The organism is Halorubrum ejinorense (assembly GCF_039522565.1).
Taxonomy (GTDB): Archaea; Halobacteriota; Halobacteria; order Halobacteriales; family Haloferacaceae; genus Halorubrum; species Halorubrum ejinorense.
In genome coordinates this window covers 434,376-456,848 of sequence record NZ_BAAADQ010000002.1, presented here as the reverse complement: position 1 = coordinate 456,848, position 22,473 = coordinate 434,376, and the positions used below count along the sequence as shown (strand labels likewise).

Below are 22,473 nucleotides of genomic sequence, written 5' to 3'. Positions count from 1 at the left end.
TTCGCCTCGGTAGTCGTCGTGGCCCGACGCCGATCTCCGGCCGGACGAACCGCCTCCTGAACCGTTTAGTACCGTCCCGGTGAATCCGGTACCATGTACGCGCTCGTCGGCGGGACCGTCCACACGGCAACGGAGCGGGGAACGATCGACGCGACCGTCGTCATCGACGACGGCGAGATCGTCTCCCTCGACGACGGTGAGCCGCCAGAGGAGGCGACCGTGATCGACGTCTCGGGCCACCACGTCACGCCGGGACTCGTCGACGCCCACAGCCACGCCGGCATGGCCGAGTGGGGCGAACCGGAGGACGGCGACATCAACGAGGGGACCTCGGCGGTCACGCCGCACGTCAACGCGCTCGACGGGTTCCACCCGCGCGACGAGGAGCTGAAACACGCGTTCCAGAACGGCGTGACCTCCGTCTCGGCGCGGATGGGGTCCGGCAACGTGATCGGCGGGATCATCTGCTCGATGAAGACCCACGGGCTTACGGCCGACGACATGCTGATCCGCGAAGACGGGATGAAGGCCGCGATGGGCGAGAACCCGAAGCGCTTCCACGGCGAGGAGCAGAACCGCCAGCCGTCGACGCGTCCCGGCGTCGCGGCCACCCTCCGCGAGTCGCTGATGGAGGCCGAAGACTACGTCGACCGGAGCGAACACGCCCGCAACGAGGGCGAGCCGTTCGAGCGCGACCTCGGCATGGAGAACCTCTCGCGCGTGCTCACCGAGGGGCTTCCGCTCCGCGTTCACGCCCACCGCTCCGACGACATCATGACCGTCTTCCGGATCGCCGAGGAGTTCGGGATCGAGTCGCTCTCGATCGAACACGCGACGGAGGGCCACCTGATCGCCGAGGAGTTCGCGGAGCGGGACGTGCCCGCGATCGTCGGCCCATCGCTGTACTCGGGCGCGAAGTACGAACTCCGGAACATCACCTTCGAGACGCCGGCGATCCTCCGCGAGGCCGGCGTGAAGGTCGCGATCCAGACAGACGCGCCCGTACTCCCCCAACAGCACCTCGACGTCTGCGTCGGGCTCGCGGTCCGCGAGGGCTTCCCGGCGGACGAGGCGCTGGAGGCGGTCACGCGCTATCCGGCGGAGATCCTCGGCATCGACGACAGCGTCGGCACGCTGGAGGTCGGCACGGACGCCGACGTGGCGGTCTGGGACGGCGTCTTCTACGAGAACGACAGCCGGACGCGACACGTCTTCGTCGACGGCGAGCACGTGTTCGACCGCGAGCGCGACGCGGTCGACCCCCGCGACGAGTACGACTGGTAAGCCGGCGCGTCGGCGACGGGCGTCGGTTCGCCGAATCGATCTGGCGCCGTCCCCCGCTATCTTTTAGTCGCCCGTCCGTCTCTCGCGTATTCGTGCCCATCCGCCGCGCGAACCCCGTCGACTCACTCTACGCGGACCTCGCCGAGTACGACCTCGTCGTCACCCCGGACGCCCCGCTGGCGAGGGCCATCGACCGCCGGCTCGACCGCCCGCACTTCGGGACGTTCGCGACCACGCCCCGCCTGCTCGCGGCCGGCCGGCGCGAGCGGGCCGAGGACCGCCTCGCCTTCCTCGAACTCGTCGAGGAGACGGACCACGACTGGAAGGCGATCGCGTACGCCGTCGGGAACGTCCTCCAGTGTTGGGAACACCGAGGGAGCCTCGACGCTATCCTCGAGTACGACGCCTACGTCGACGACGTGACCCGCGAGGTCGTCGAACGGCTGCGGACCCTCCCCACGACCTCGAAGCGGCTCACGGAGTACGAGATCGACGGCGATCGGTCCGTCGCCGTCGTCGGCTACGACCGACTGACGGCGCTGGAGCGCAGCGTCCTCCCGGACGCGTTCGACCGCGTCGACCTGTTCACCGACGGCGCCTTCGACCACCCGCCGTTTCAGGTGTTCGAGTCGACGACCGACATCGTCACGGCGCTCCTCGACGCGGTCTCGGAACGCAACGCCGGGCGCGTCGCCGTCGTCCTCGACGGCGGGAGCCGGTACTCCTCGCTCGCCGAGTCCGCGCTCGAAGCGGCCGACGTGCCGTTCTACGGCGGCCCGGGGTTCGCCGACGACCCGCATCACAGGGCGTTCGTCCGGCTCCTCCGACTCGGTTCCCGGGGCTCCGACGTGACCGTCGGCGAGGTGGAGCCGCTGCTCTCCCGGCTGGACGTCGACGTGCCCGTCGACGACCGAGAGAAGCGACTCGCGGCGGTCGAGAGCCCGGAACTGGCGTGGGTGCGGGCGTTCCGCGACGCGGTCGCGGACCGGACGTTCTCCGAGGCGCTCGACGCATACGAGCGCGAGACGGGCGTCGAACTGGCGCGCTTCGACGAGGAGCTACGGGCCCTCGGGATCGCCGACGAACTCGTGACCGACCAGGGGGTCGACCGACTCGCCTACTACCTCCGGACCTACGAGGTTCCGGTCGACAGGGAGAACGAGGGCGTCCTGCTCGCCGACGCGAAGTCCTCCGCGTACGTGGACCGCCCCGTCGTCTTCCACCTCGGAATGGAGGAGGGGTGGACCCACTCGGCGCCGCGGCGGCCGTGGGTCGACGCCGAGACGCAGTTCGAGCGCTACGTCGCGGACTTCCAGCGGCTGCTCCAGAGCGGCGACCGGCAGTACTACCTGGTCCGCGACACCGCCGGCGGGGAGCCGGTCACGCCCTGTCTGTACCTCGGTGACCTCCTCGACGCGGAGTTCGACCGGTTCAGCGACCTCGACTCGGTGGAACACCGCCGACGCGCGCGAGCGACGGGAACGGGCTTCGACCGCGAACCCCTCGGCGTCGACCCGGAGACCGTCGAGACCGTCAGCCAGTCCTCGCTCAACAGCTACGTCAACAGTCCGCGCGACTACTTCTTCGGGCGCCTCCTCGACAGCCCCGATCAGGAGCGGTTCGTCGAGGGGAATCTCTTCCACGACTTCGCGGAGTTCTACGTGAACCACCCCGACGCCGTCGCGGCCGCCGACACGGCGGAACTCGTCGACCTCATGCTCGATGCGGCCGCGCCGTTCGGGTCGGCCGACGACGAGACGCTCCGCCGCCGGAAGTACCGCATCGGGATGGAGCTGATCGCGTCGTACCTCGACGAGAACGGCCCGCAGTCCGACGAGTTCCTCACGCCCTCGTCGGGCCGGGGCACCAACCGCTTCGCCGAGCACTTCGACGAGCCGGTCGACTCGCCGCTGACCGAGCGCTGGTTCGAGGACTCCTCGCTCGGCGTCAAGGGGAAGATCGACCTCGTTCGGGGGCCGACCCGACTGCTCGACTACAAGAGCGGGAGCCGGAAGCGACCGTCTCGGGTCGTTGCGAGCTCGGCGGTGGACCCGCCCACGGACACGCCGAACTTCCAGGCCGCGCTGTACCTGACGTACTACCGGACCCTCCGGCCCGACGAGCAGTTGGAGTTCACCTTCTTCCACTTCCTCGAACCGATGGCCGACGTGATCGCCGGCGACGCCGACCTGGACGACGCGCTCGCGACCGTCACCTACCACCCGAGAACCTTCGACGAGTACGTCGCCTCGCGGGACGCCTACGAGGCGCTGCTCGACGGCTACACCGACTGTCGCGAGACGTTCGACGACCTCGGCTACGCGGCCTACCGCGAGGCCGTGGCGGAGCTGTCCTTCCCCGACACGAGGGAGAAGGACGAACTGCGAGCCTCCGAGTTCGCCGCGGCGTTCACGGCCGCCGTCGACGCCGGCACGTCCTCGGACGTCGACGCTGAGAAGGGGTCAGACCAGGCGATCCGGGAACTCAACGGCGTCCGCAAGCGGGCCTTCTTCCGCGAGGACTTGGACGCGTTCGAGTCCTTCGTCGACGAGCGCCTCGGGGAGCTCAACGAGCGGCGAGCCGGCGCGGAGCGCTTCCCGGTCGCGGGACGCGAGGGCGGGCCGAACTACCGACGGGTGGACCACCGAGACCTCCTCCTGGAGGGAAGCCGATGACCGATCCGACGCCGAACGAGCGGCAACGGGAGCTGATCGAGAACACCGAGGGCGCCTACCTCGTCGACGCCGGGCCGGGGACGGGCAAGACGTTCGCGATCACCCGTCGCTACGGGGCGATCGTCGACCGCGACGGCGTCGAACCGGAGGACGTGCTGCTGGCGACGTTCACGCGGAGCGCGGCGACGGAGATGAAAGAGCGGATCGTCGACCACAGCGCGTACGGACTGAGAGAGCTGGCCGACGCGCCGATCCGGACGTTCCACTCGCACTGCCACGAACTCCTCGGGGAACACGGCTACGCCGCGCCGACGCACCTCGGCATCGACGAGCGGATCACGGGCTCGACGGAGATCGTCGACGACGACCTGATCGAGGCCGAGCGGTTCCGCGAGTTCTTCGGGGCCTTCCGCGACGATCACCCCGAACACGCCGACTTCTACCGCGTGCTCTCCGAGCCGGGCGAGCTGCTCGGCCTGATCGAGGAGCTCGCGGCGAAGGGCGTGTTCCCCACGACCGACGGGTGGTACCGCGACGGCGAGGCGCACCTCGACGGCGACTTCGAGGCGTTCGAGGAGCTGTTCGACGCCGCGAACCGACCGCGGAACGACGGGCGAAAGCAGTCGCCGCTCCGCGAGGACCTGAGCCGCTTCGGCCGTGACAAGGCGTACACCCCGAACGCGCCGTCGAAGTCGGAACTCCGCGGCGGCCGCGGGACGAAGCGCCTCGACGACGGCGTGGCCCGGATGGTCTTCGACGAGGAGCGCGAGGGGCTCAAGTCGTTCGTCCACGACGTCTACGTCGAATACCTCCGGTTCGCGCTGGGCCGGAACTACCTCAACTTCAGCTTCCTCCAGCTGTTCGCGTTCGTGCTGCTCTGTGAGGACCGACGCGCCCGGGAGGCGGCGCAGTTCGAGTACGTCATGGTCGACGAGTTTCAGGACACCAGCGAGATACAGTTCAAGCTCGCGCTCCTCCTTTCCGGGACGGACAACTTCTGTGTCGTCGGCGACTGGAAACAGAGCATCTACTCGTTCCAGTACGCCGACGTGCGCAACATACTGGCGTTCGAGGAGCGACTGGAGCGGTTCACCGCCGACCTCGACCGCGAGGCCGATCGGGTCTCGTTCGACGCGGTCGATCCGACCCGGATCGAACTGCGCGAGAACTACCGGTCGACGGAGTCGGTCATCGACCTCTCCGAGCGAGCCATCGTGACGCCCGCGTCGAGCGGCGAGACGGCCGACGCCACGCTCGAGGACGTGGTCGAGCTCTCGTCGAACGCCGCCTTCGACAACACGGTCGTCGAGGGCGTCACCCACGAGGACGAACACGAGGCCGTCCTCTCGACGGTCCAAGACGTCGTCGGCAACGACGGCTACGCGGTCGAGGGCGATGACGGCGAGCCGCGGCCCCCGGAATACGGGGACGTAGCGGTGTTCACGCGGACGCGGGACTACGGTCGGGAGCTGCTCGACGTCGCCGCCGAGTACGACTTCCCGATGGCCTACGACGGCGGGATCGAACTCTTCCGGACCGACCCGGCGAAGCTCCTGCTCGCGTGGCTCCGGATCGCCGAGTCGGACGCCGACCGCGGCTGGGCCGTGGTCCTCGAACGGGCCGGCTACGCGTTCGACGAGGTGGACCACGCCTTGGAGACGGACTCGTACCCGGACGAGCCGGCCGCGTTCCGCGACGAACTCCGCGAACTGGAGTCGGTCGGTGCGCTCGCGCGTCGCGTGTTCGACCGGTACGGGTTCGCGGGCGACACCGCGGACGTGCTCTTAGACACGGTCCAGTCCGTTCACGACTCGACGACGGCGACCCGCGGCGAGCTGATCCGACACATCGAGCGCGGGATCGAGACCGGCCACACGGTCGACGCTCGCGCGGCCGCGGGCGACGACGCGGTGACCGTTCAGACGATCCACGCGGCGAAGGGGTTAGAGTATCCGATCGTCGTGCTCGCCAATATGAACGAGGGCCGGTTCCCGCCGCGGTCCCGCGGTTCGAGCGTCATCGAGTACCGGGACCCCGTCGGGCTCCGACAGCGAAAGCGCTACTCGGAGGACGGTGCCTATCCGCACGTCTACGACAGCTGGCGCCACGACGTCCGCCGTCGCTGTCTGCCGCAGGGGTACGACGAGGAGCGGCGACTGCTCTACGTCGCGGTCACCCGCGCCGAGAGCCACGTCCTGTTCGCGGCCGGCGAGGACCCGAACGCGTTCCTCGACGGACTCCCGGTCGGCGTCGAGGAGGTCGACCCCACCGTCGAGCCGTTCGACCGCGGCGAGCCGGCCGACGCGGAGCTCCCGTTCGCGGTGACGACGCCGGAGGGACCGATCGGTCACACCCCCCACTCGCTCATGGACGAGTCGGTGTTCGAGGAGGCGGGCGAACGGACGGAGGCCGAGCCCGAGACGCGGGGGATGGAATTCGGGTCGCGCGTCCACGACTTCGCCGAGGCGTACGCGCTCGACGGGGACGACGCGACGCCGTCGAACGGGGACGAGGAGCGGGTCGCCGCGTTCCTCGACTCCCTGCCCGGCGAGCTCCACGTCGAGGAGCCGATCACGCTCCCGATAGACGTGGACGGGCGGCGGGTCACCGTCTCCGGGATCGCGGACCTCGTCCACGAGACCGCGGATCGCGTCGAGGTCGTCGACTACAAGACGGACGCGACGCGACGCGCCGAGTCGGAGTACCGGAAGCAGCTCACCGTCTACTACCACGTCCTCGACGAATGGTTCGGCGAGAAGCGCGTCGAGGCGAGCCTGTTCTACACCACCGACGGGCACCGGGAGCGGATCGACCCGCTCGCGCTCGACGAGCTGCGGTCGCTCGTTCGATCCGCCGAGGCGGCGGGCGACTGACGCCGCCCCAACGGGGTGATTTTTTGCCGACGGGAACGGGACGACTCGTATGGCACCGCCCGCCGTACCGGTACCTCCAGCCCGAGTCGACGACCAGAACCGGCCGCGGACGCCGGGTGGTCGGCCGTGAGCGACGGCGACGAGGCGGACGGCGACGCGGTCGACGACCAGAGCGCCGACCCGCTCGACGCGTTCCGACGGTTCTTCGCGTTAGAGCGAGACGTGCTCGTCCTCTCGGCGGCGATGTTCGCGTTCAGCCTCGGCTTTCAGATGACGAGTCGGTTCCTCCCCGAGTACATGGTCGCGCTCGGCGCGTCCGGCTTCGTCGTCGGGCTCTTCGGCACGTTCGGGAACGTCATCTCCGCGCTGTACCCGTACCCCGGCGGCGCCGTCTCGGACCGCATCGGCTCGCGGAACGCGCTGACGCTCTTCGGACTGGTCTCGACGGCCGGCTTCGGCGTCTGGCTGGTCGCGCCTCGACTCGGCGCGCTCTCGTTCGGCGGCGTGACGGTCCCGGCGTGGGCGTGGATCTTCGTCGGCCTGATCTTAGCGCAGGCGTGGAAGTCGTTCGGCCTCGGCGCGACGTTCGCGGTGGTCAAGCAGGCGACGGACCCCTCGCGGCTGGCCGCCGGGTTCGCCAGCACGGAGACGTTCCGACGGACGGCGTTCCTGATCGGCCCCGTGCTGGCGGCCGTCCTCATCGGCCTGCGCTCGGAGTTCACGGTGAGCTTCCGGTTCGTCCTCGCGGTCGCGGTCGCGTTCGGCGCGCTCGGCACCCTCGTCCAGCACCGCCTCTACGACGCGAGCGACGACTCCTTCGGCGACTCCTTCGCGGGCCTCGACCGGATACGGGAGGACCTCCGCGAGATGCCGGCGCCGCTCCGCCCGCTGCTCGTCGGCGACACCCTCGTGCGATTCGCCAACGGGATGGTGTACGTGTTCTTCGTGCTGGTGGTCACGCAGTTCTTCCGGGTCGGCCTCGACGCCACCGTCGCGCTCGGCGGCTTCGCGTACGACGTGAGCCTCTCCCCGCAGGCCTTTTTCGGCTACCTCCTCGGCGTCGAGATGCTCGTCGCGCTGTTGATCATGGTCCCCGCCTCGAAGCTCGCGGAGCGCGTCGGGCTCAAGCCGGTCGTCGCGGTCGGCTTCGCGGTGTACGCGGTCTTTCCCGTCGTGTTGATCTACGCGCCGACGCTCGCGGGGTCGGCCCTGCCGCTGTCGGCGGTGATGGTCGCGGTGTTCGCCTTCTCGGGGCTCCGATTCGCGGGGCTGCCGTCGCACAAGGCGCTGATCGTCGGCCCGGCGGAAAGCGGCGCCGGCGGCCGCGTCACCGGGACGTACTACCTGCTCCGGAACACGATCGTGATCCCGAGCGCCGCCGTCGGCGGCTACCTGTGGGACTTCGTCAGCCCCGAGGTCGCGTTCGCCGTCGCGGCCGTCGTCGGCGTCGTCGGCACGGGCTACTTCCTCGCGTTCGGCGAGGAGTTCGAGGCGTACGCCTGAGTTCGAGTCCGGCTTCGACCCGCCGGTGCGCCGCTCAGTCCGCCGGCTCGGAACGCTCGCCGTCGTCGCCCGCGCCGCGCTGCCGCTCGGGGAGCGGCCCGTCGTACCCCTCCGGAACGTACGGGCAGAGCGGGTCGCTGCCGGTCGGGTCGCCGGTGGCGGCGTACGCCCGAGAGCGGCTCCCCCCGCAGACGTGGCGGAACTCGCACGCGCCGCACTTCCCCGCGAAACCGTCGGGGTCCCGGAGCGACTCGAAGAGGTCGGCGTTCCGGTAGACGTCGACGACGGATCGCTCGCGCACGTCGCCGGCCGACTCGGGGAGGAAGCCGGACGGGTACACCTCGCCGGTGTGGCTGACGAACGCGAACCCGCGCCCGGCGGTGACCCCGCCGCGGCGCTCTGCGGCGCCGTCGGGCGCGCCCGCCTCGGCCCGCTGGATCCCCACGCGACGATAGAAGGGCGCCTCGGTCGTCTTCACGCCGAAGCGCTCCTCGTCGGACACCTCGTGGAGCCACGCCATCGCGGCCTCGGCGCGCTCGGGCGAGATAGGGTCGAGGACGCGGCCGCGACCGACCGGGACGAGGAAGAAGACGCTCCAGAGGACCGCGCCGAGATCGCGGACGCGGTCGCGGATCGCGGGGAGGTCCTCGACCGTGTCCGCGCAGACCGTGGTGTTGATCTGGAGCGGGACGCCGGCGTCGCGGGCGGCTCGGGCGGCCGCGACCGTGTCGGCGTAGCTCTCCTCGCCGCGGAACGCGTCGTGGCGTTCGCGGGTCGAGCCGTCGAGGCTGAGCGCCAGTCGCGCGACCCCGGCGTCGGCGAGGTCGCGGACGCGCTCGGGCGTGAGCGACCGCGTGCCGCTCGGCGTGATCGTCATCCGGAGCCCGAGGTCGTCGCCGTGCGCGACCAGCTCCGTGAGGTCGTCGCGCGCGAGCGGGTCGCCGCCGGAGAGGACGACGAGCTGCCCGTCGCCGAACGCGGCGGCGTCCCTCAACAGTCGCTTCCCCTCCGCGGTCGTCAGTTCGTCCGGGTGTCGCTGCGGCCGGGCGTCGGCCCGGCAGTGCCGACACGCGAGCCCGCAGGCCTGCGTGACCTCCCAGACGAGGACCAGCGGCCGCCGGTCCGTGTCGAGGTCGTCGAACATCGGTCGCACGTGGATACGATCCCGATCCGTTTGGGGCCGTCCCCGAACGTGTTCCCCCGAAACAGCGGTGAGCGATCGCCGGGGCGGTTCGACGGGTACTTCGCCGTCGGCGGCGACCTCCCCGTGAATGAGTCGCTACCGGACGGCCGGCCGCTTCTTGTTGCTGTGTGCGGTCTGGGGAACGGCGTTCATGGCGACGGACGTGGGCCTCGCAGACCTCCCCGCGGTACCGTTCGCGGCCGTGCGCTTCGACGTCGCCGCCGTGCTGCTGTTCGCCGCCGTCCTCGGCTCCGGTGTGGAGCTCCGCCCTCGGACTCGCGACGACTACGTCTACGTGCTCGTCGGCGGCGCCCTCATCATCGGCGCCCATCACGCGTTCCTGTTCGCCGGGCAGCGGTACGTCACCGGCGGCGTCGCGGCCGTTCTGTTGGGCCTCGTCCCCGTGGTGACGCCGGCGCTCACGCGGCTCGTTTCCACCGACGAGGAGTTCACCGCCGCCACCGCGCTCGGCGTCGCGCTCGGGTTCGTCGGCGTCGTCGTCATCGCCGACCCCGACCCCGCGAACCTCGCGGACAGCATCCTCGGCGTCGCGCTCGTGCTCGCGTCCGCCCTCGCGTTCGCCGTCGCCGCGGTCGTGACCCACAGTCGATCGCCGTCGATGCCGTTCCTCTCCACGCAGGCGTGGATGATGGCCGTCGGCGCGGCGGTCCTCCACGCCGCCGTGCTCGCGCTGCCCGGTCAGTCGTTCGCGACCGCCACGTGGACCCCGTCCGCGCTCGGCGCCGTCGCGTACCTCTCCGCGGTCGCCGGCGTCGGCGGCTTCCTGCTGTACTTCACGTTGTTAGACGATCTCGGCCCCATCGAGATGAGCTTCATCGAGTACGTGATCCCCGTGTTCGCGGCGCTGGCGGGCTGGCTCGTGCTCGGACAGGAAGTGACGCCCGCGACCGTCGTCGGGTTCGCGTTCATCCTGGCGGGGTTCGTCGCCGCGAAGTGGCGGGCGCTGCGCCGGACGTAGCCGGGCGCGGTGGACCCGCCGGTTCTCACCCGGTCCCGAGCGTGACACCGGGGGAACTGCGTTGGTACTGGCTGATTCAACACGCCGAGTGGCTACGTCGCGGTCGCGTCGCCGGCGGTCGCGTCGCCGTCGTCGGCCCGCTCGCCGCGCCGGCTTACCCGCGGCCCGCCGGCCGGATCGCCGTGACGACGGCGTCGGTCTCGTCGGTCTCGACCGCGGCGTACGCGAACCCGCGGTCGTCGAGTCGCGGGAAGGGGAACTGCGGAGTCCGGTCGTTGTACCGGATCAACACGTCGTCGTCGCCGAGCGTCTCGACGCGTTCGAGCGTCTCACGTAGCAGCTTCGGCGGCCCCAGTTCGCGCACGTTGAGGGATACCGTTCCCCACGGGTCTGCGCGCCGGTCCGTTCGGTCACCGCCCGTTCGACCGCCGGGATCGTCGGGTTCGGAGCGCATACGCGACGGTACGGACCCCGTCCCCGCACCGTTTGTGACGAACATGTTCCGGCGAGCGCGGAGCCGAAGGGACTTTTCACCGCGGCGCCGAACCCACGCGCATGGCACAGGCACGCCTCAGCGTGACCGTTCCGGAGGGGCCGTGGGTCGGCGACGTCTCCCGGGCGTTCCCGGACGCGCGGTTTCAGGTACTCACCGCGACGCCCGACGACGGCGCCGGGTTCGCCCTGGTCCGGACCTCCGCCGACGACCTCGACCCGATACTCGACGCGGTCGAGGACCACGACGTGGTCACCCACTGCTCGGTGATGGCCGAAGACGACGGCATGGTCACCGTACAGGTCGAGGCGCTCGTCCCGCTCCTCCAGACGGTGGCGCGCCGCGCCGGCGTCCCCATCGAGATGCCGGTCGAGATACGGGACGGCGTCGCGCGCATCGACATTACCGGCGACCACGAGCGCGTCGCGAAGTTCGGCGACGCGCTCCGCGACGTGGGCGCCGACTTCGAGGTCGAGTACGTCCAACAGCGGGTGAACCCGGGCGGATCGCTCACCGACCGCCAGCGCGAGGTCCTCTTCGAGGCCGTCGACCGCGGCTACTACGACGTGCCCCGGGAGTGTACGCTCACCGAGGTGGCCGACCACGTCGGCATCGCCAAGTCGACCTGTAGCGAGGTGCTCCAGCGCGTCGAGCGCACCGTCGTCCGCGAGTTCGTCGACGACCTCCCGCGGCGGCCGGTCGGCTTCGAGTCGCCGGACGACGCCGAGGGCGTCGAGCGGATCGAGTAAGCGCCTCGTTCGCGGGTGCGATCGCCCGGCCTCGTCGATATCCACGGAACCGACGTCGTCCGTCCCCCTGAGCAGGCGATCCACGAGCGCAGATCGGTCGGTATCGCGGTCTCGTTCAGCCGTCGTTCCGTCTCATAACCCGTTAGACAGATCCGACACCTACGATACTCGCGTCACACGAATCCATTTACATATGCGAACGAAACGGAACGCATGGATTCAGTCTCTCGACGTCGACTCCTCGAACTCGCGTCGACCGGAACGGTCGTCGGAGCGGCGGGATGTTCGGACGACTCGAACGGTTCGAGAGCGTCGACGTCGCCTCCGTCCAACTCCTCCGAAGCGACGAAGGCGGAGCTACGAAACCGCATCTCGGAGTTACGGGGCGAGATAAGCGCTCTTCAGGAGGAACTGTCGACGAAAGACGAGCGGATCGAAGCACTCGAAGGGAGGTCCGGGGAGCATCAGTACAGCGAGGAGGTCAGACAGGCCGCGACTGCTGCCGGTCGAACGCTCAGGGAGGCTGTCGTCGCGTTCGAGTTCGAGTACGCCGGGAACTACGGATCGGGCGGAACGGGCTGGTTCATCGATCAGAACCACGTCATTACGAACGCGCACGTCGTCCGTGACGCGGTAAACGGCGACACTGAGTCGGCGACCGGATACCTCCTCGACGGCACGGAGTTCGACTTCTCGGTCACTGACGTCGCCGAGGACGACGACGTGGCGCTGGTCGAGACCGAGACGGCGGCCCCGTACGTCCCGCCGCGAGGAACGGCGTCCTCGCTGACTGCCGGCCAACCGCTCGTCCAGGTCGGACACCCTTCGTTCATCGGTAATTGGGTCATCGGTCTCGGCGAGTACGCGAAGGACGGATACGGTGATTCCTTCAACACGGAGATGCCCTCGACGACCGGGAACAGCGGCTCTCCGGTCATCACGCTCGACGGGACTGTCGTCGGACTCACGTACGCCGGGACCCCTCGCGAGGAAAGCAGCGGACCGCCGACACCGAGTGAAGAGGGGGCGCTCGAAGAGTACCCGTATCAGACGTCACAGTACGGACTACACGTGACTATCGACGCCGTCGAGGAGTACTACGAGCGCTGGACGAAGTAGCGCCCCGAGCGAATTCGATCGCCCCAGTGACCCCGGAGAGCGGTCGGCCGGCCCCGCTCAGAGCCGCCGCCGGACCAACCGCGCGGCGATCGCGACGGGGACGACACACCATGCGGCGAGCGCGAGCGACAGCGAGAGCCGGACCGTCTTCGGTTCGCGGCCGGGGAACGCACGGGCGTGGGGCTCGCCGTCGAGGTCGGCGAGGCTGACAGCCTCCGGATCGGCTCCGGTCGCCGCCTTCGGCAGTTCGGCGACGAACCGCTCCGGCCCTTCGCGCCCGACCGCGTACGCCTCGTCGTCGAACGCGGGGACCTCCGCCGACAGCTCGTAGTACAGCGGCTTCGGGTCGTGGTCGTTGACTATCGTGAGCGACTCGCCCGGCTCCAGCGCCGCGAACGCGTCGTGGATCCGGTCGTGTCGCTCGTTCGGCGGTATGGATCTGACGTCGAGTTCGGATATCGGCGTCTCACCGTCGACGACGCTCCCGCATGTCCTCCGGCGCGAACCCGTTCGGAACTCGGCCGTGTGGCGGCGGGCCGGGGAGTCGCGCGAGCCCCCAGGACACCCGAGCCCGGCCGCGAGTCAGTCGTCGTCGAGGAGGTCGCCGATGCGCTCGCCGATCCGTTCCATCGTCGCGTCGGAGAGCCCGTGGCCGTCGCCCGGGTCGATCCGGCACTCGACCGCGGCGCCGGCGCGCTCGAAGACGCGCCCGGTCGCCCGGACTCGGTCGGCGGGCACGTACGGGTCGTCCTCGCTGCTGTCGAGCGCGACCGGCGTCCCGTGGAGGGGGCCGGGCGGTTCCTCGTCGCTGCGACCTCCTTCGCCCGATTCCGCCGCCGCGTCCACCTCGCGCGAATCGAGTTCCTCCCCCGGCAGCGCGGCCGAGACGACGAACGCGCCGCCGAACCGACGGGGGCGACGCCGGAGGTACTCCGCGACGACCGACCCGCCCTGCGAGACGCCGACGAGGACGACGCGCTCGGGCGGGACGCCGGCGTCGCGAGCGACCTCGACCGCGCTGGCGACGCAGTCGACCGCCGAGGCCAGCGCGGGTTCGTTGGCCGCTATCGCAGCGTCGTGCGGGGCCGGGAACCACGTCGACCGGACCGCGCCGGGCGCGAGGAGGGTCGCCCCCGAGCGGTAGAACTCGTCGGCGAGGCGGACGAGCCCCTCGGGCGTCCCGCCTCGACCGTGGACCAACACGACCGCGACTTCCGCGGCCGCGACCGGCGCGCCGCCGGTCACGAGCGTCGCCTCCGCGTGCGGGCCGGAGACCCCGGGAAGTCGGCGAGTCATCGCTGCGAGTCGGCGGCGTCTCCCTCGCTCGCCTCGGTGGCACCCGGTCCGTCGAACGCGGGGAGCTGCGACTCGATCAGCTCGCGGTCCGGCTCGAACCGCGGCGGGAGGTAGAGGTCCGCGGCGTGACCCGTCGCGTCGGGGTCCGCGAGCCCCGGTCCCGCCGGCCCGTCGGGGGTCGGCGCCTCGGTCGCGAGTTCGACGAGGAGCCCGCCGGGACCGCGGACGTACAGCGAGTGGTAGAAGTGGCGGTCCTTCACGCGCGACACGTCGTACCCGCGGTCGCGGAACAGGTCGTGCCACTCCAGTAGGGCCTCGCGGTCGGCGACGCGGACCGCGGCGTGGTGGAGCGTCCCCGGCCCCTCCCGGAGGTACGCCGCGTCGCGGTCGAGGAGGTCGACGACCGTCGCGCGGTCGCCCGGCGCACGGTACCGAATCCGGTCGGCCGACTCCGCCTCGTACTCGAAGCCGAGGGTCTCCAGCACGCTTGCGGTCCCGTACGGGTCGGCGGGGAGCGCGGTCACCCCGTGAAGCCCCCGGATCGCGTTCGCCGCCGAGACGGGACCGTCGGTCCACGGATCGGCGCCGGCCTCCCCGCCGGGGGTCGCGACCAGTTCGATCCGGGTACCGGAGGGGTCCGCCAGGGACAGGCCGCGGTCGCCGAAGCGCGCGTCCGCGTCGAGCGGGTCGGCCTCGACGTCGCGGTCGGCGAGCCGGTCGCGCCAGTATCCGAGCGAGTCCGGCGGCACCGCGAACGCGACCGCCTCGTACCCGGGTTTCCCGGGCCTCCCGGGGTCTGCGTTCGGGTCCGGAAAGACGGTGACCACGGAGCCCGGCGAGCCGGTCGCGTCACCGAAGTAGAGGTGGTACTGGAGCCGCTCCTCGTAGTTCACCGTCCGGCGGAGCAACCGGAGCCCGAGCGTCTCGCCGTAGAAGTCGGCGTTGGCCGTCGGCTCGCCGACGATCCCCGTGACGTGATGGAGGCCGGGGGTGTCAGAGATCATGCCGATCCGTTCGCCGCGCGCGGGAAAGTCGGTGTCGGTAGTGGGGTTTCCGCCGGGTACTCGGTCGCTGGACGCCGGTCCGAGGATCGGCCGCGCGCGAGCGTTGCCGTCGGCTGAGAGCGTCTCCGGCTTCAGGAGAGCCACAGCAGTCGCACGTTGCTCGCGGTGAGGTACGTCCCGGTCGCCGTGAGCAGCACCGGCGGGAAGTAGTACAACAGTTTGTCGCCCTCGCGCGCTCCCTCGACGCTGATCCAGAGCATGATCAGGTAGACGACGAACTTCAGCGCCACGAGCCCCGCGAACCCGAACGAGTCGAGCGCGAAGGCGACCACGGGGTTCGCCTCGGTTATCGCCGGGACGTACCGGAGGAAGGCGATAGTCGAGACGATGTCGCCGACGCCGTACGTCGCGGTCGCCGCGATCCACAGCCAGTAGAACTCGTTCGGGCGCCGGCGGTACGCGGGGCGGCGCCGGGACCGGTCGCGGGATCGAACCACGGATCGAACTGTCGACAGACGAAGGTGAATCTGCCGGTTCTCGCGGTTCCGGCGCCGGACCGGCATCCCGCCGACTTAAGACGACCCGCGCCGTTTCGCCGGCCGTGACGGAGCCGTCGACCCGCGAGGAGAAGCTGGAGCTCGGCGTCGAGCTGCTCGCGCACCTCGAACGCGAGGAGCTCGACCTCGCCGACGCGGTCGACCGGATCGAGACGATCACGACGAGCCCCGCGCTCACCCGGGACATCCTCGACGCCGCCGAGAAGCGCGGCGTCGTCGACCGCGAGGGCGCTCTGCTTCGGATCCGCCGCGGTGGGACCTACGTCGAGTACGAGAGTCAGGTCGCCGTTCGCGAGGGCGAGTTCACCTGCCGGCGGTGCGGCGCGAGCGTCACGACCGGGCACTTCGTGAAACTGGACGCGGGCGAGCTCGGTCCGTTCGGCTCCTCGTGCGTACGGAAGGTGACAGGGCGGGAGTCCGAGTAGCGAGGGGTCGGTGCGCCGCTCGGTCGTCGCCGGGACCGCCCCGTCGACCGAACCCGCCGGAGTATTTACCTCGGAGGTCGAACGGCGGGTAATGACCGCGCCGAACCGGAACGTCCTGTGGGCGAACGCGCTCGTCGACGAGCTCGTCGCCGCGGGCGTCGACGCCGTCGTCGCCTCGCCCGGCAGTCGCTCGACGCCGCTGACCGTCGCCGCCGCGAGCCACGAGGAGATCCGCGTTTACTCGCAGCTCGACGAGCGCTCCGCGGCGTACTTCGCGCTCGGTCGGGCCCGCAGGACCGGCCGCGTGACGCCGCTGATCTGTACCTCCGGCACCGCCGCCGCCAACTACCACCCGGCCGTGATGGAGGCGAGCAACGCCCGCGTCCCCCTGTTGGCGCTCACCGCCGACCGACCGCCCGAACTGCGCGACTCCGGCGCGAACCAGACCGCGGACCAGGAGAAGCTGTACGGCGACGCCGTCAGGTTCTACAAGGACCTCCCCGAGCCGGCCGCCGAGGACCGGGCGCTCCGGTCGCTGCGCACCACCGTCGCCCGCGCCGTCGCGACCGCGGAGGGCGCCGACCAGGGACCGGTCCACCTCAACGTCCCGTTCGCGAAGCCCCTGGAGCCGACACCGGTTCCGGGCGACGTGCCCGACGACCTCCCGGAACTGGCCGAATACGGACGCGACGGCCCCTACGTCGACGTGACTCCCGGGGCCCCCGAACCGGGCGACGACGAGGTGCGAGCGCTCGCGACCGCCCTCGGCGAGGCGGAGCGCGGCCTGATCGTCGCCGGCCCCGCCGACCCGCCGGGCATCGACCCCGAGTCGGTCACGGCGCTCGCGCACGCGACCGGGTTCCCCGTGCTGGCCGACCCGCTCTCGGGGCTCCGGTACGGCGGCCACACGCGCGTCGCGCCCGTCGTCGGCGCCTACGACGCGTACCTCTCCGCCGACCTCGCGGGCGACGGCGAGGGGTCGGAAGACTGGCGTGACCCCGACGCGGTCCTCCGGCTCGGCGCCTCGCCGACCTCGAAGCGGCTCCGGAAGTACCTCGCCGAGACGGGCGCCGACCAGTACCAGGTCGACCCCGCGGGACGGTGGCGCGAGGCCGAGTTCGCCGCGACCGACCTCGTCGTCGCCGAGCCGAGTCGGCTCTGCGCACGGCTCTCCCGGCACGTCCGCGGCGGCAGCGGCGACCCCGGCTGGCGCGAACAGTGGGAGGAAGCGGACCGGACCGCGGCGGCCGTTCACGCCCGTGACGCCGACGTGGAGGGCGACGGGAATGGCGACGCGGAGTCGACCGCGGCCGACGCCGGGTTTCACGAGGGCGACGCCCTGCGTGCGGTCGCGGACGCGCTCCCCGACCCGGCGACGCTCTTCGTCTCCAACTCGATGCCCGTCCGCGACCTCGACCGGTTCGTCGGGCCGACGACCGCGAACGTCACCGCGCTCGGCAACCGGGGCGTCTCAGGCATCGACGGGATCGTCTCCAGCGCGCTCGGCGCGGGCGTCGGGACGACCGACGATCTCACGCTCGTCCTCGGCGACCTCGCCTTGTACCACGACGCCAACGGCCTGCTCGCTATCGACCGCTGCGATGCGGACGCGACGGTCGTGACGATCAACAACGACGGCGGCGGCATCTTTCACAAACTACCGATCGAGGCGTTCGATCCGCCGTTCACCGACTCGTTCAAGACCCCGCACGGGCTGGCGTTCGAGCCGCTCTCCGAGTTCCACGGGCTGGAGTACGCCCGGATCGACGCGCGTCCCGAGGCGCTCGCGGAGCGCGGTGAAACGCCGGCGGAGCGCGCCGACGCGGTCGCCGCGGACGTGACCGCCGCGGTCTCCCGCGCTCACGAGGCGGCGGGGTCGCACCTGATCGAGGTCGAGACGGCGGCCGAGGCCAGCCATCGGACGCGGGAGCGGCTGGCGGCCGCGGTCGAGCGCGCGGTCCACGGCGACGAGCCGGCCGAGTAGGACTCAGGCGGCCATCGGATTCGGCTCGTCGCGGCGCCCCTCGCCGATCGAGACCCCCGCGTACGCGACGACGGCGAATTGGATCCCGACGCCGAGGCTCGCGCCGAGCGAGAAGACGGCGGTGAGGACCGCTCCGCTGCTCGGGGCGAGATACCAGAGGACGGCGGCCGAACCGACGAGGAACGCGACCGTCGCGCTCGCGCCCGTCGCCAGCGCGGTCGACGTCGGGGAGACGTCCGCGTCTCGCAGGCCGGACCCGAGTGCGACGCCGAAGACCAGGCCGTATATCAGTACGAAAGCCACGAACTGAGCGCTCATGAGGTACATCGTGAACCGCTCGGACGGCGGAAGCGACACGGGTGATTGGAGGAGGAGGGCCGAGAACCGTCTGATTCCGCTGACCGCGAGCGCAACGACCGCGGCGACGATCGGTGGGAGGGCTGCCGTACGCATGACTGAAGGCCGGACCGCGCGGCACTTATAGATTCATCACTCCAGGGAAACGACCGCCTCCGAGCGCACGTCGCGGTCCGTCGTGGTCTCTCGCCGCCGACTCGATAGGTACCGGCGGCTCCGTTGAAAGCTTCAACAACTGATAGAAACGGCGTGCTGAATACGGACGCGTATCTCGCAGAGAGCTGGTTCAGACCGAACTCCGTTCGTTGTCGATCTCGGGCACAGGCAATGGATCTGGAACAGGAAGCGCGTGCACAAATTTGATGACTATTTATAATCTAATTTATATGTTTAAAGCACGTTCGTAGTTCAGATATGGATAGCAACTCGAACGAGACGAGAAGCCGTACCGAGCGGAGCCCCTCCGGGTGGGGAATCACGAGGCGAACGATGCTCGCTGCCGGCGGAGCGGCCGTACTCGGTGGGCTCGCGGGATGTTCCGCCGTCGACGGACTCATCGACCGCGGTGCCCAGCAGCTGGTCGGGACGACGGCCTCCGCCCCGGCGGCGTTCTACCCCGGGCAAGCGCCGCCGAACCAGGGCCCTGACAGCGACGGTGACGGGCTGGCGTTCTCTCTCGCTGGTACTACCGAGGTTCGGGCGGTGCCGGCAACGGTCCGGGCTGATTCTCGTGAGATCGACCTTGAGGGCTGGTCGACGAGCGCGCAACAGAAGGCGAGGGGACCGGGATACCGCCGCAAGGCCCTCGCGGGCAGACCACCACGGAATAGGCCACGGACGCAGAGTGCCGACGACGATACGGACACTGAGACCGCGGATGACGACGCTCTCAGGGAGTACCTGGAGAACGAGCCGACTATCGGAGAGCGGTTCGTCGTCTGTCTGCCCGACGCGAAGCTGCCGGGTGACCGTGGCTCGCTGGCCGAGCAACTCACGCTGGATCGGGTGCTCGCGTACTTCGCCCCCTCACGCGAACCGGACGGTGTCCGCGCACCGTTCCACGACCAGTACGGGAGCCAGGGAATCGAGTACGACGACGACGGGTGTATCCGGACCGTCGGCTCCGTGTCGCTCCACGAGGACCTCGCCTGTCAGAACATTCTCTCGGCGGAACTGGACACCTACCGCACCGCAGGCCGGGGCATCGTCGGCCACGGAATGGAGGGGGCCGCTGTCGTCAGTGGTGCGCCGATATCGGCTGGCACCATCGGAACACGCGTCTTCCTCACGACCGACGGCACCGGCGAAATCATCCTCGGCGAGGACAGAGATATGGTGATGCCGGGCGACAACGTCGAATACGACAACGGCGGATCAGGCTCGCAGACGCTGGTCTGTCCCGTGGCCGTGACGCCGGTGGATGCACCGACGGCGTTGCCCGGGCTGTTCTACGTCCGGCGGGTCATCCACGACGATCAAATCATCTTGGCCGGCGGGTGGATACTCGACGAGGGCGCACTCTTCGAGGAGTCGGTGACGCTCCTGTTCGACGAGGGTCTGACCGAGGTCGCGAGCGTCACCCCGGATGATATCGAGAGCGACGAGTACGGGGACCGTATCGTCGAGCAGTTCGTCCGCGACCGGAGCCGATTGGGCTCGTTGGTCGGTACCACTCTGGCAGAGAGCACCGAGATGAATAACGCAGAACTGATCGAGCAGATGGCATCGCAAGCATTCCAGACCGACGAGGGGCGGAAAGGACTCAACGCCGTGAACGTGAAAGTCCTCGGTGAACGGGGGGACGACGACGATGACGACGACGGCAGCGATGAGATCTGGCTGAGCGCGACGGCGCTGGACGCTCCGCTCGTCCATCTGGCCGGGGCCCAAGAACTATCGGAGGAAGAAAAGTTCGAAGCGGCGGGCAGTGGCGAGGAAGTCGATATCTTGGGCATGGGAGCCGAAAAGTTATGAATTTCGGATGGCACGTTGGGAGTCAGTTCCATTCCGATACTATGCTGTATATATGCTCTGTATTCAGCACGACTGTAAAAAAATGTCATCCTCTATATACTTTGACAAGGCCGTCTCGGCGGGCGGGTGGCGCCACGTCCGCTCGTAGGCGACCGACTCGCCGGGGGCGATGGTCTCGCTGCCGAGCGCCTGCGTGAACGTCCGGGCCGCGCCGTACCGCCAGATCGGGTCGGCGGAGTCGCCGCCAGTCGGACTAGCTCCCCTCTCTCGTCGTCGAGCGCGCCCGGCGGATACGCGGTGAACTCCGCGCGCTGGCCGGTCTGAAATTCGAGCGTGGCCGGCTCCGACCCGTCGGTTTCGATCCCCAGCGAGAGCGCCACCCCGTCGTCGGTCTCCGTCGCCGCCGAGCGCCGCGACGACGGCTATAAGCATCGGCTGCCCGTACCTCGGGGCGTGCAGGTCGTCGGCTACGAGACGGACGGCGCGAGCGACTCCCCGGAGACGGAGAGCGGCTCGGCCGCGGACGACGCTCCGACCGCGGCGACCGACGGGCCGGTTGGAGGCGGGCTCTACGTCGCCGACGGCGGGAGCGTCGACTACGTCGACGCGAGTCCGGGGACCGAGCTGTCCTTCGGGCTCGGGGAGCGCCGCTGTGCCGGGACGGTTCACGAGGGAGACCACGTCGCCTGCGACGCCGGCGACGCGCCGTACTGCGACGACCACAGTCACGTCTGGGTGTGCGCCCGGTGTACCGGGACGTGCCTGAAAGACGAGATGGACTGCCACGAGACCCACGCGATGTACCTCGCCGCGTTCGCGCCGGACGTGCTGAAGGTCGGCGTCACCCGCGAGTGGCGGCTCGGCACCCGCCTCCGCGAGCAGGGGGCCGACCGCGCGGCGCATATTCGGACGTTCGAGAACGGTCGGATCGCCCGCGAAGTGGAGTCCGAGCTGGCGGCCGGCGACGACCTCGTCGACCGCGTGCGCGTCCCGACGAAGCTCGACGGGTTCGGTCGCTCGGTCGACGGCGACGCGTGGGAGGCGCTTCTCGCGCGGTTCGATCCGATAGAGCGGTTCTCGTTCGATTACGGGCTCGGCCTCGACGAGCGACCGGTCGCCGAGACGATGGCCGCCGGGACCGTCCGCGGCTGGAAGGGGCGAGTCCTGGTGCTCGACCGCGGCGGTTCGACGTACGCGGTCGACGCCCGCGACCTCGTCGGCTACGAACTGACCGACGCCGTGCCGGAGCGGGAGCTCCAGTCGAGCCTCGGCGCGTTCGGCGGGTGAGCCGGAGCGCTCAAAACGGCCGAGCGCCTACGATCGAGCAGTGACACAGGGCGTCCTGACGACCCTCTTCGGCGATCCGTTCGCCGTCATGAACACGGTCGGACTCGTCGCGTTCGCGCTGGTCGGCGCGAGCAAGGCCGTCCGCGAGGAGTTCGACCTGTTCGGCGTCGCGGTCGTCGGGCTGGCGATGGCGTTCGCGGGCGGCGTCACGCGCGACCTCCTCGTCGCTCGCGTGCCGCTGGCGCTGCGCTCGCCGGTCGAGATCTTCTTGGGGTTCGTCGGGGTCACGCTCGCCGTGGGACTGAGCGCGCGGCTCGCCTCGCCGGACGAACACCCGATCACGGTCGCCGCCGACGCCGTCGGGCTCGCGGCGTTCGCCACCACCGGCGCCATCGTCGCGACCGGCGCGGGGGTGTCCGCCTTCGGCGTGGTTGCGGTCGCGACGATCAACGCGGTCGGCGGCGGCGCGCTGGCGGACATTCTGCTCGACCGACCGCCGTTCATCCTCTTCGAGGACTTCTACGCGAGCTGCGCGGTGGCGGGCGGCGTCGCCTACTGGCTGGCCGGGGCGCTCGGCGCGCCCTCCGGTCTCGCGGCCGCGACGTGCGCGGCGGTGACCGTCGGCGTCCGGCTCCTCGCCGTCGCGTACGGGTGGCGACTCCCGACCGCGGCGGAGCTCGACGAGCGGATCAGCGGCCGGTCGTAGACGTTCGACGGAACGAGTCGCCGGC

Annotated in this window: 19 protein-coding genes and 1 pseudogene; 12 read left to right on the top strand and 8 right to left on the bottom strand. The window is 70.3% G+C overall.

The window, feature by feature from the left end:
• Positions 1-93 precede the first annotated feature (93 nt).
• The 4 genes from ABDZ89_RS04405 (at position 94) to ABDZ89_RS04390 (ending at position 8,335) form a co-directional block, all read left to right on the top strand.
• Entirely contained in the window at positions 94-1,284 is a 1,191-nt protein-coding gene (locus ABDZ89_RS04405) for an amidohydrolase family protein (RefSeq protein WP_343776977.1), read from the top strand.
• 92 nt (positions 1,285-1,376) lie between these two features.
• Complete coding sequence (locus ABDZ89_RS04400) at positions 1,377-3,959, top strand: PD-(D/E)XK nuclease family protein (protein WP_343776975.1); 2,583 nt, start codon at positions 1,377-1,379, stop codon at positions 3,957-3,959.
• Entirely contained in the window at positions 3,956-6,832 is a 2,877-nt protein-coding gene (locus ABDZ89_RS04395; RefSeq protein ID WP_343776974.1) for a UvrD-helicase domain-containing protein, read from the top strand. Before ABDZ89_RS04400 ends, ABDZ89_RS04395 begins: the two co-directional genes overlap by 4 nt.
• A 126-nt stretch (positions 6,833-6,958) precedes the next feature.
• Positions 6,959-8,335, top strand: coding sequence for an MFS transporter (locus ABDZ89_RS04390; RefSeq protein WP_343776972.1), 1,377 nt, complete (start codon positions 6,959-6,961; stop codon positions 8,333-8,335).
• A 34-nt stretch (positions 8,336-8,369) separates the two neighbouring features.
• On the opposite strand, the gene ABDZ89_RS04385 is transcribed toward ABDZ89_RS04390, so the two are convergent.
• Entirely contained in the window at positions 8,370-9,479 is a 1,110-nt protein-coding gene (locus ABDZ89_RS04385) for a radical SAM protein (protein ID WP_343776971.1), read from the bottom strand.
• A 127-nt stretch (positions 9,480-9,606) separates the two neighbouring features.
• Here ABDZ89_RS04385 and ABDZ89_RS04380 point away from each other — a divergent pair, with 127 nt between their 5' ends.
• Positions 9,607-10,497 (top strand): DMT family transporter, encoded by an 891-nt coding sequence (locus ABDZ89_RS04380; RefSeq protein WP_343776970.1) that lies wholly within the window; start codon positions 9,607-9,609, stop codon positions 10,495-10,497.
• A 154-nt stretch (positions 10,498-10,651) separates the two neighbouring features.
• Here ABDZ89_RS04380 and ABDZ89_RS04375 read toward each other — a convergent pair whose 3' ends face one another.
• Positions 10,652-10,951 carry a DUF2249 domain-containing protein gene (locus tag ABDZ89_RS04375; protein WP_343776969.1) on the bottom strand — a complete coding sequence of 100 codons (300 nt, stop codon included), beginning with the start codon at positions 10,949-10,951 and terminating at the stop codon, positions 10,652-10,654.
• 101 nt (positions 10,952-11,052) lie between these two features.
• On the opposite strand from ABDZ89_RS04375, the gene ABDZ89_RS04370 reads away from it, so the two are divergent.
• Together ABDZ89_RS04370 and ABDZ89_RS04365 are read left to right on the top strand one after the other, a co-directional pair.
• Positions 11,053-11,739, top strand: a complete 687-nt coding sequence (locus ABDZ89_RS04370) for a helix-turn-helix domain-containing protein (RefSeq protein WP_343776968.1) — start codon at positions 11,053-11,055, stop codon at positions 11,737-11,739.
• A gap of 213 nt (positions 11,740-11,952) precedes the next feature.
• A complete protein-coding gene (locus tag ABDZ89_RS04365; RefSeq protein ID WP_343776966.1) occupies positions 11,953-12,858 on the top strand; it encodes a S1 family peptidase in 906 nt (301 codons plus the stop codon).
• Between the two features lie 126 nt (positions 12,859-12,984).
• Here the strand turns inward: ABDZ89_RS04365 and ABDZ89_RS04360 are convergent.
• The 4 genes and pseudogenes from ABDZ89_RS04360 to ABDZ89_RS04345 form a co-directional block, all read right to left on the bottom strand.
• Positions 12,985-13,317: pseudogene (locus ABDZ89_RS04360) on the bottom strand (DUF2249 domain-containing protein); the annotation flags it as partial.
• Positions 13,318-13,440: 123 nt separating this feature from the next.
• Positions 13,441-14,154 (bottom strand): alpha/beta hydrolase, encoded by a 714-nt coding sequence (locus tag ABDZ89_RS04355; protein ID WP_343776964.1) that lies wholly within the window; start codon positions 14,152-14,154, stop codon positions 13,441-13,443.
• Positions 14,151-15,158, bottom strand: a complete 1,008-nt coding sequence (locus ABDZ89_RS04350; RefSeq protein WP_343776962.1) for a VOC family protein — start codon at positions 15,156-15,158, stop codon at positions 14,151-14,153. The genes ABDZ89_RS04355 and ABDZ89_RS04350 overlap by 4 nt, the downstream gene beginning before the upstream one ends.
• A gap of 131 nt (positions 15,159-15,289) precedes the next feature.
• The gene (locus ABDZ89_RS04345) at positions 15,290-15,655 is read right to left on the bottom strand and encodes a DUF5658 family protein (protein ID WP_343776961.1); all 366 of its coding nucleotides are present in this window, start codon (positions 15,653-15,655) and stop codon (positions 15,290-15,292) included.
• A 104-nt stretch (positions 15,656-15,759) separates the two neighbouring features.
• Between ABDZ89_RS04345 and ABDZ89_RS04340 the strand changes: the two genes are divergently transcribed.
• Both ABDZ89_RS04340 and menD read left to right on the top strand, forming a co-directional pair.
• Positions 15,760-16,140, top strand: a complete 381-nt coding sequence (locus ABDZ89_RS04340; protein WP_343776960.1) for a DUF5830 family protein — start codon at positions 15,760-15,762, stop codon at positions 16,138-16,140.
• Between the two features lie 91 nt (positions 16,141-16,231).
• The gene (gene menD / locus ABDZ89_RS04335) at positions 16,232-18,124 is read left to right on the top strand and encodes a 2-succinyl-5-enolpyruvyl-6-hydroxy-3-cyclohexene-1-carboxylic-acid synthase (RefSeq protein ID WP_343776958.1); all 1,893 of its coding nucleotides are present in this window, start codon (positions 16,232-16,234) and stop codon (positions 18,122-18,124) included.
• 3 nt (positions 18,125-18,127) lie between these two features.
• Here the strand turns inward: menD and ABDZ89_RS04330 are convergent, their stop codons facing one another.
• Positions 18,128-18,577, bottom strand: a complete 450-nt coding sequence (locus tag ABDZ89_RS04330; protein WP_343776957.1) for a hypothetical protein — start codon at positions 18,575-18,577, stop codon at positions 18,128-18,130.
• Positions 18,578-18,895: 318 nt separating this feature from the next.
• On the opposite strand from ABDZ89_RS04330, the gene ABDZ89_RS04325 reads away from it, so the two are divergent.
• Positions 18,896-20,455, top strand: coding sequence for a hypothetical protein (locus ABDZ89_RS04325; RefSeq protein WP_343776955.1), 1,560 nt, complete (start codon positions 18,896-18,898; stop codon positions 20,453-20,455).
• A gap of 63 nt (positions 20,456-20,518) precedes the next feature.
• Here ABDZ89_RS04325 and ABDZ89_RS04320 read toward each other — a convergent pair whose 3' ends face one another.
• Positions 20,519-20,887, bottom strand: a complete 369-nt coding sequence (locus ABDZ89_RS04320) for a BsuPI-related putative proteinase inhibitor (protein ID WP_343776953.1) — start codon at positions 20,885-20,887, stop codon at positions 20,519-20,521.
• A gap of 21 nt (positions 20,888-20,908) precedes the next feature.
• Between ABDZ89_RS04320 and ABDZ89_RS04315 the strand changes: the two genes are divergently transcribed.
• Positions 20,909-21,742 carry a DUF2797 domain-containing protein gene (locus ABDZ89_RS04315; protein ID WP_343776952.1) on the top strand — a complete coding sequence of 278 codons (834 nt, stop codon included), beginning with the start codon at positions 20,909-20,911 and terminating at the stop codon, positions 21,740-21,742.
• A 40-nt stretch (positions 21,743-21,782) separates the two neighbouring features.
• The gene (locus tag ABDZ89_RS04310) at positions 21,783-22,448 is read left to right on the top strand and encodes a trimeric intracellular cation channel family protein (protein ID WP_343776951.1); all 666 of its coding nucleotides are present in this window, start codon (positions 21,783-21,785) and stop codon (positions 22,446-22,448) included.
• Positions 22,449-22,473: the final 25 nt, after the last annotated feature.

Coding starts and splice junctions, on each gene's coding strand:
- ABDZ89_RS04405 (WP_343776977.1), top strand. CDS start 94: ATGTACGCGCTCGTCGGCGGGACCGTCCACACGGCAACGGAGCGGGGA.
- ABDZ89_RS04395 (WP_343776974.1), top strand. CDS start 3,956: ATGACCGATCCGACGCCGAACGAGCGGCAACGGGAGCTGATCGAGAAC.
- ABDZ89_RS04385 (WP_343776971.1), bottom strand. CDS start 9,479: ATGTTCGACGACCTCGACACGGACCGGCGGCCGCTGGTCCTCGTCTGG.
- ABDZ89_RS04380 (WP_343776970.1), top strand. CDS start 9,607: ATGAGTCGCTACCGGACGGCCGGCCGCTTCTTGTTGCTGTGTGCGGTC.
- ABDZ89_RS04375 (WP_343776969.1), bottom strand. CDS start 10,951: ATGCGCTCCGAACCCGACGATCCCGGCGGTCGAACGGGCGGTGACCGA.
- ABDZ89_RS04370 (WP_343776968.1), top strand. CDS start 11,053: ATGGCACAGGCACGCCTCAGCGTGACCGTTCCGGAGGGGCCGTGGGTC.
- ABDZ89_RS04365 (WP_343776966.1), top strand. CDS start 11,953: ATGGATTCAGTCTCTCGACGTCGACTCCTCGAACTCGCGTCGACCGGA.
- ABDZ89_RS04355 (WP_343776964.1), bottom strand. CDS start 14,154: ATGACTCGCCGACTTCCCGGGGTCTCCGGCCCGCACGCGGAGGCGACG.
- ABDZ89_RS04350 (WP_343776962.1), bottom strand. CDS start 15,158: ATGATCTCTGACACCCCCGGCCTCCATCACGTCACGGGGATCGTCGGC.
- menD (WP_343776958.1), top strand. CDS start 16,232: ATGACCGCGCCGAACCGGAACGTCCTGTGGGCGAACGCGCTCGTCGAC.
- ABDZ89_RS04330 (WP_343776957.1), bottom strand. CDS start 18,577: ATGCGTACGGCAGCCCTCCCACCGATCGTCGCCGCGGTCGTTGCGCTC.
- ABDZ89_RS04325 (WP_343776955.1), top strand. CDS start 18,896: ATGGATAGCAACTCGAACGAGACGAGAAGCCGTACCGAGCGGAGCCCC.
- ABDZ89_RS04320 (WP_343776953.1), bottom strand. CDS start 20,887: ATGCTTATAGCCGTCGTCGCGGCGCTCGGCGGCGACGGAGACCGACGA.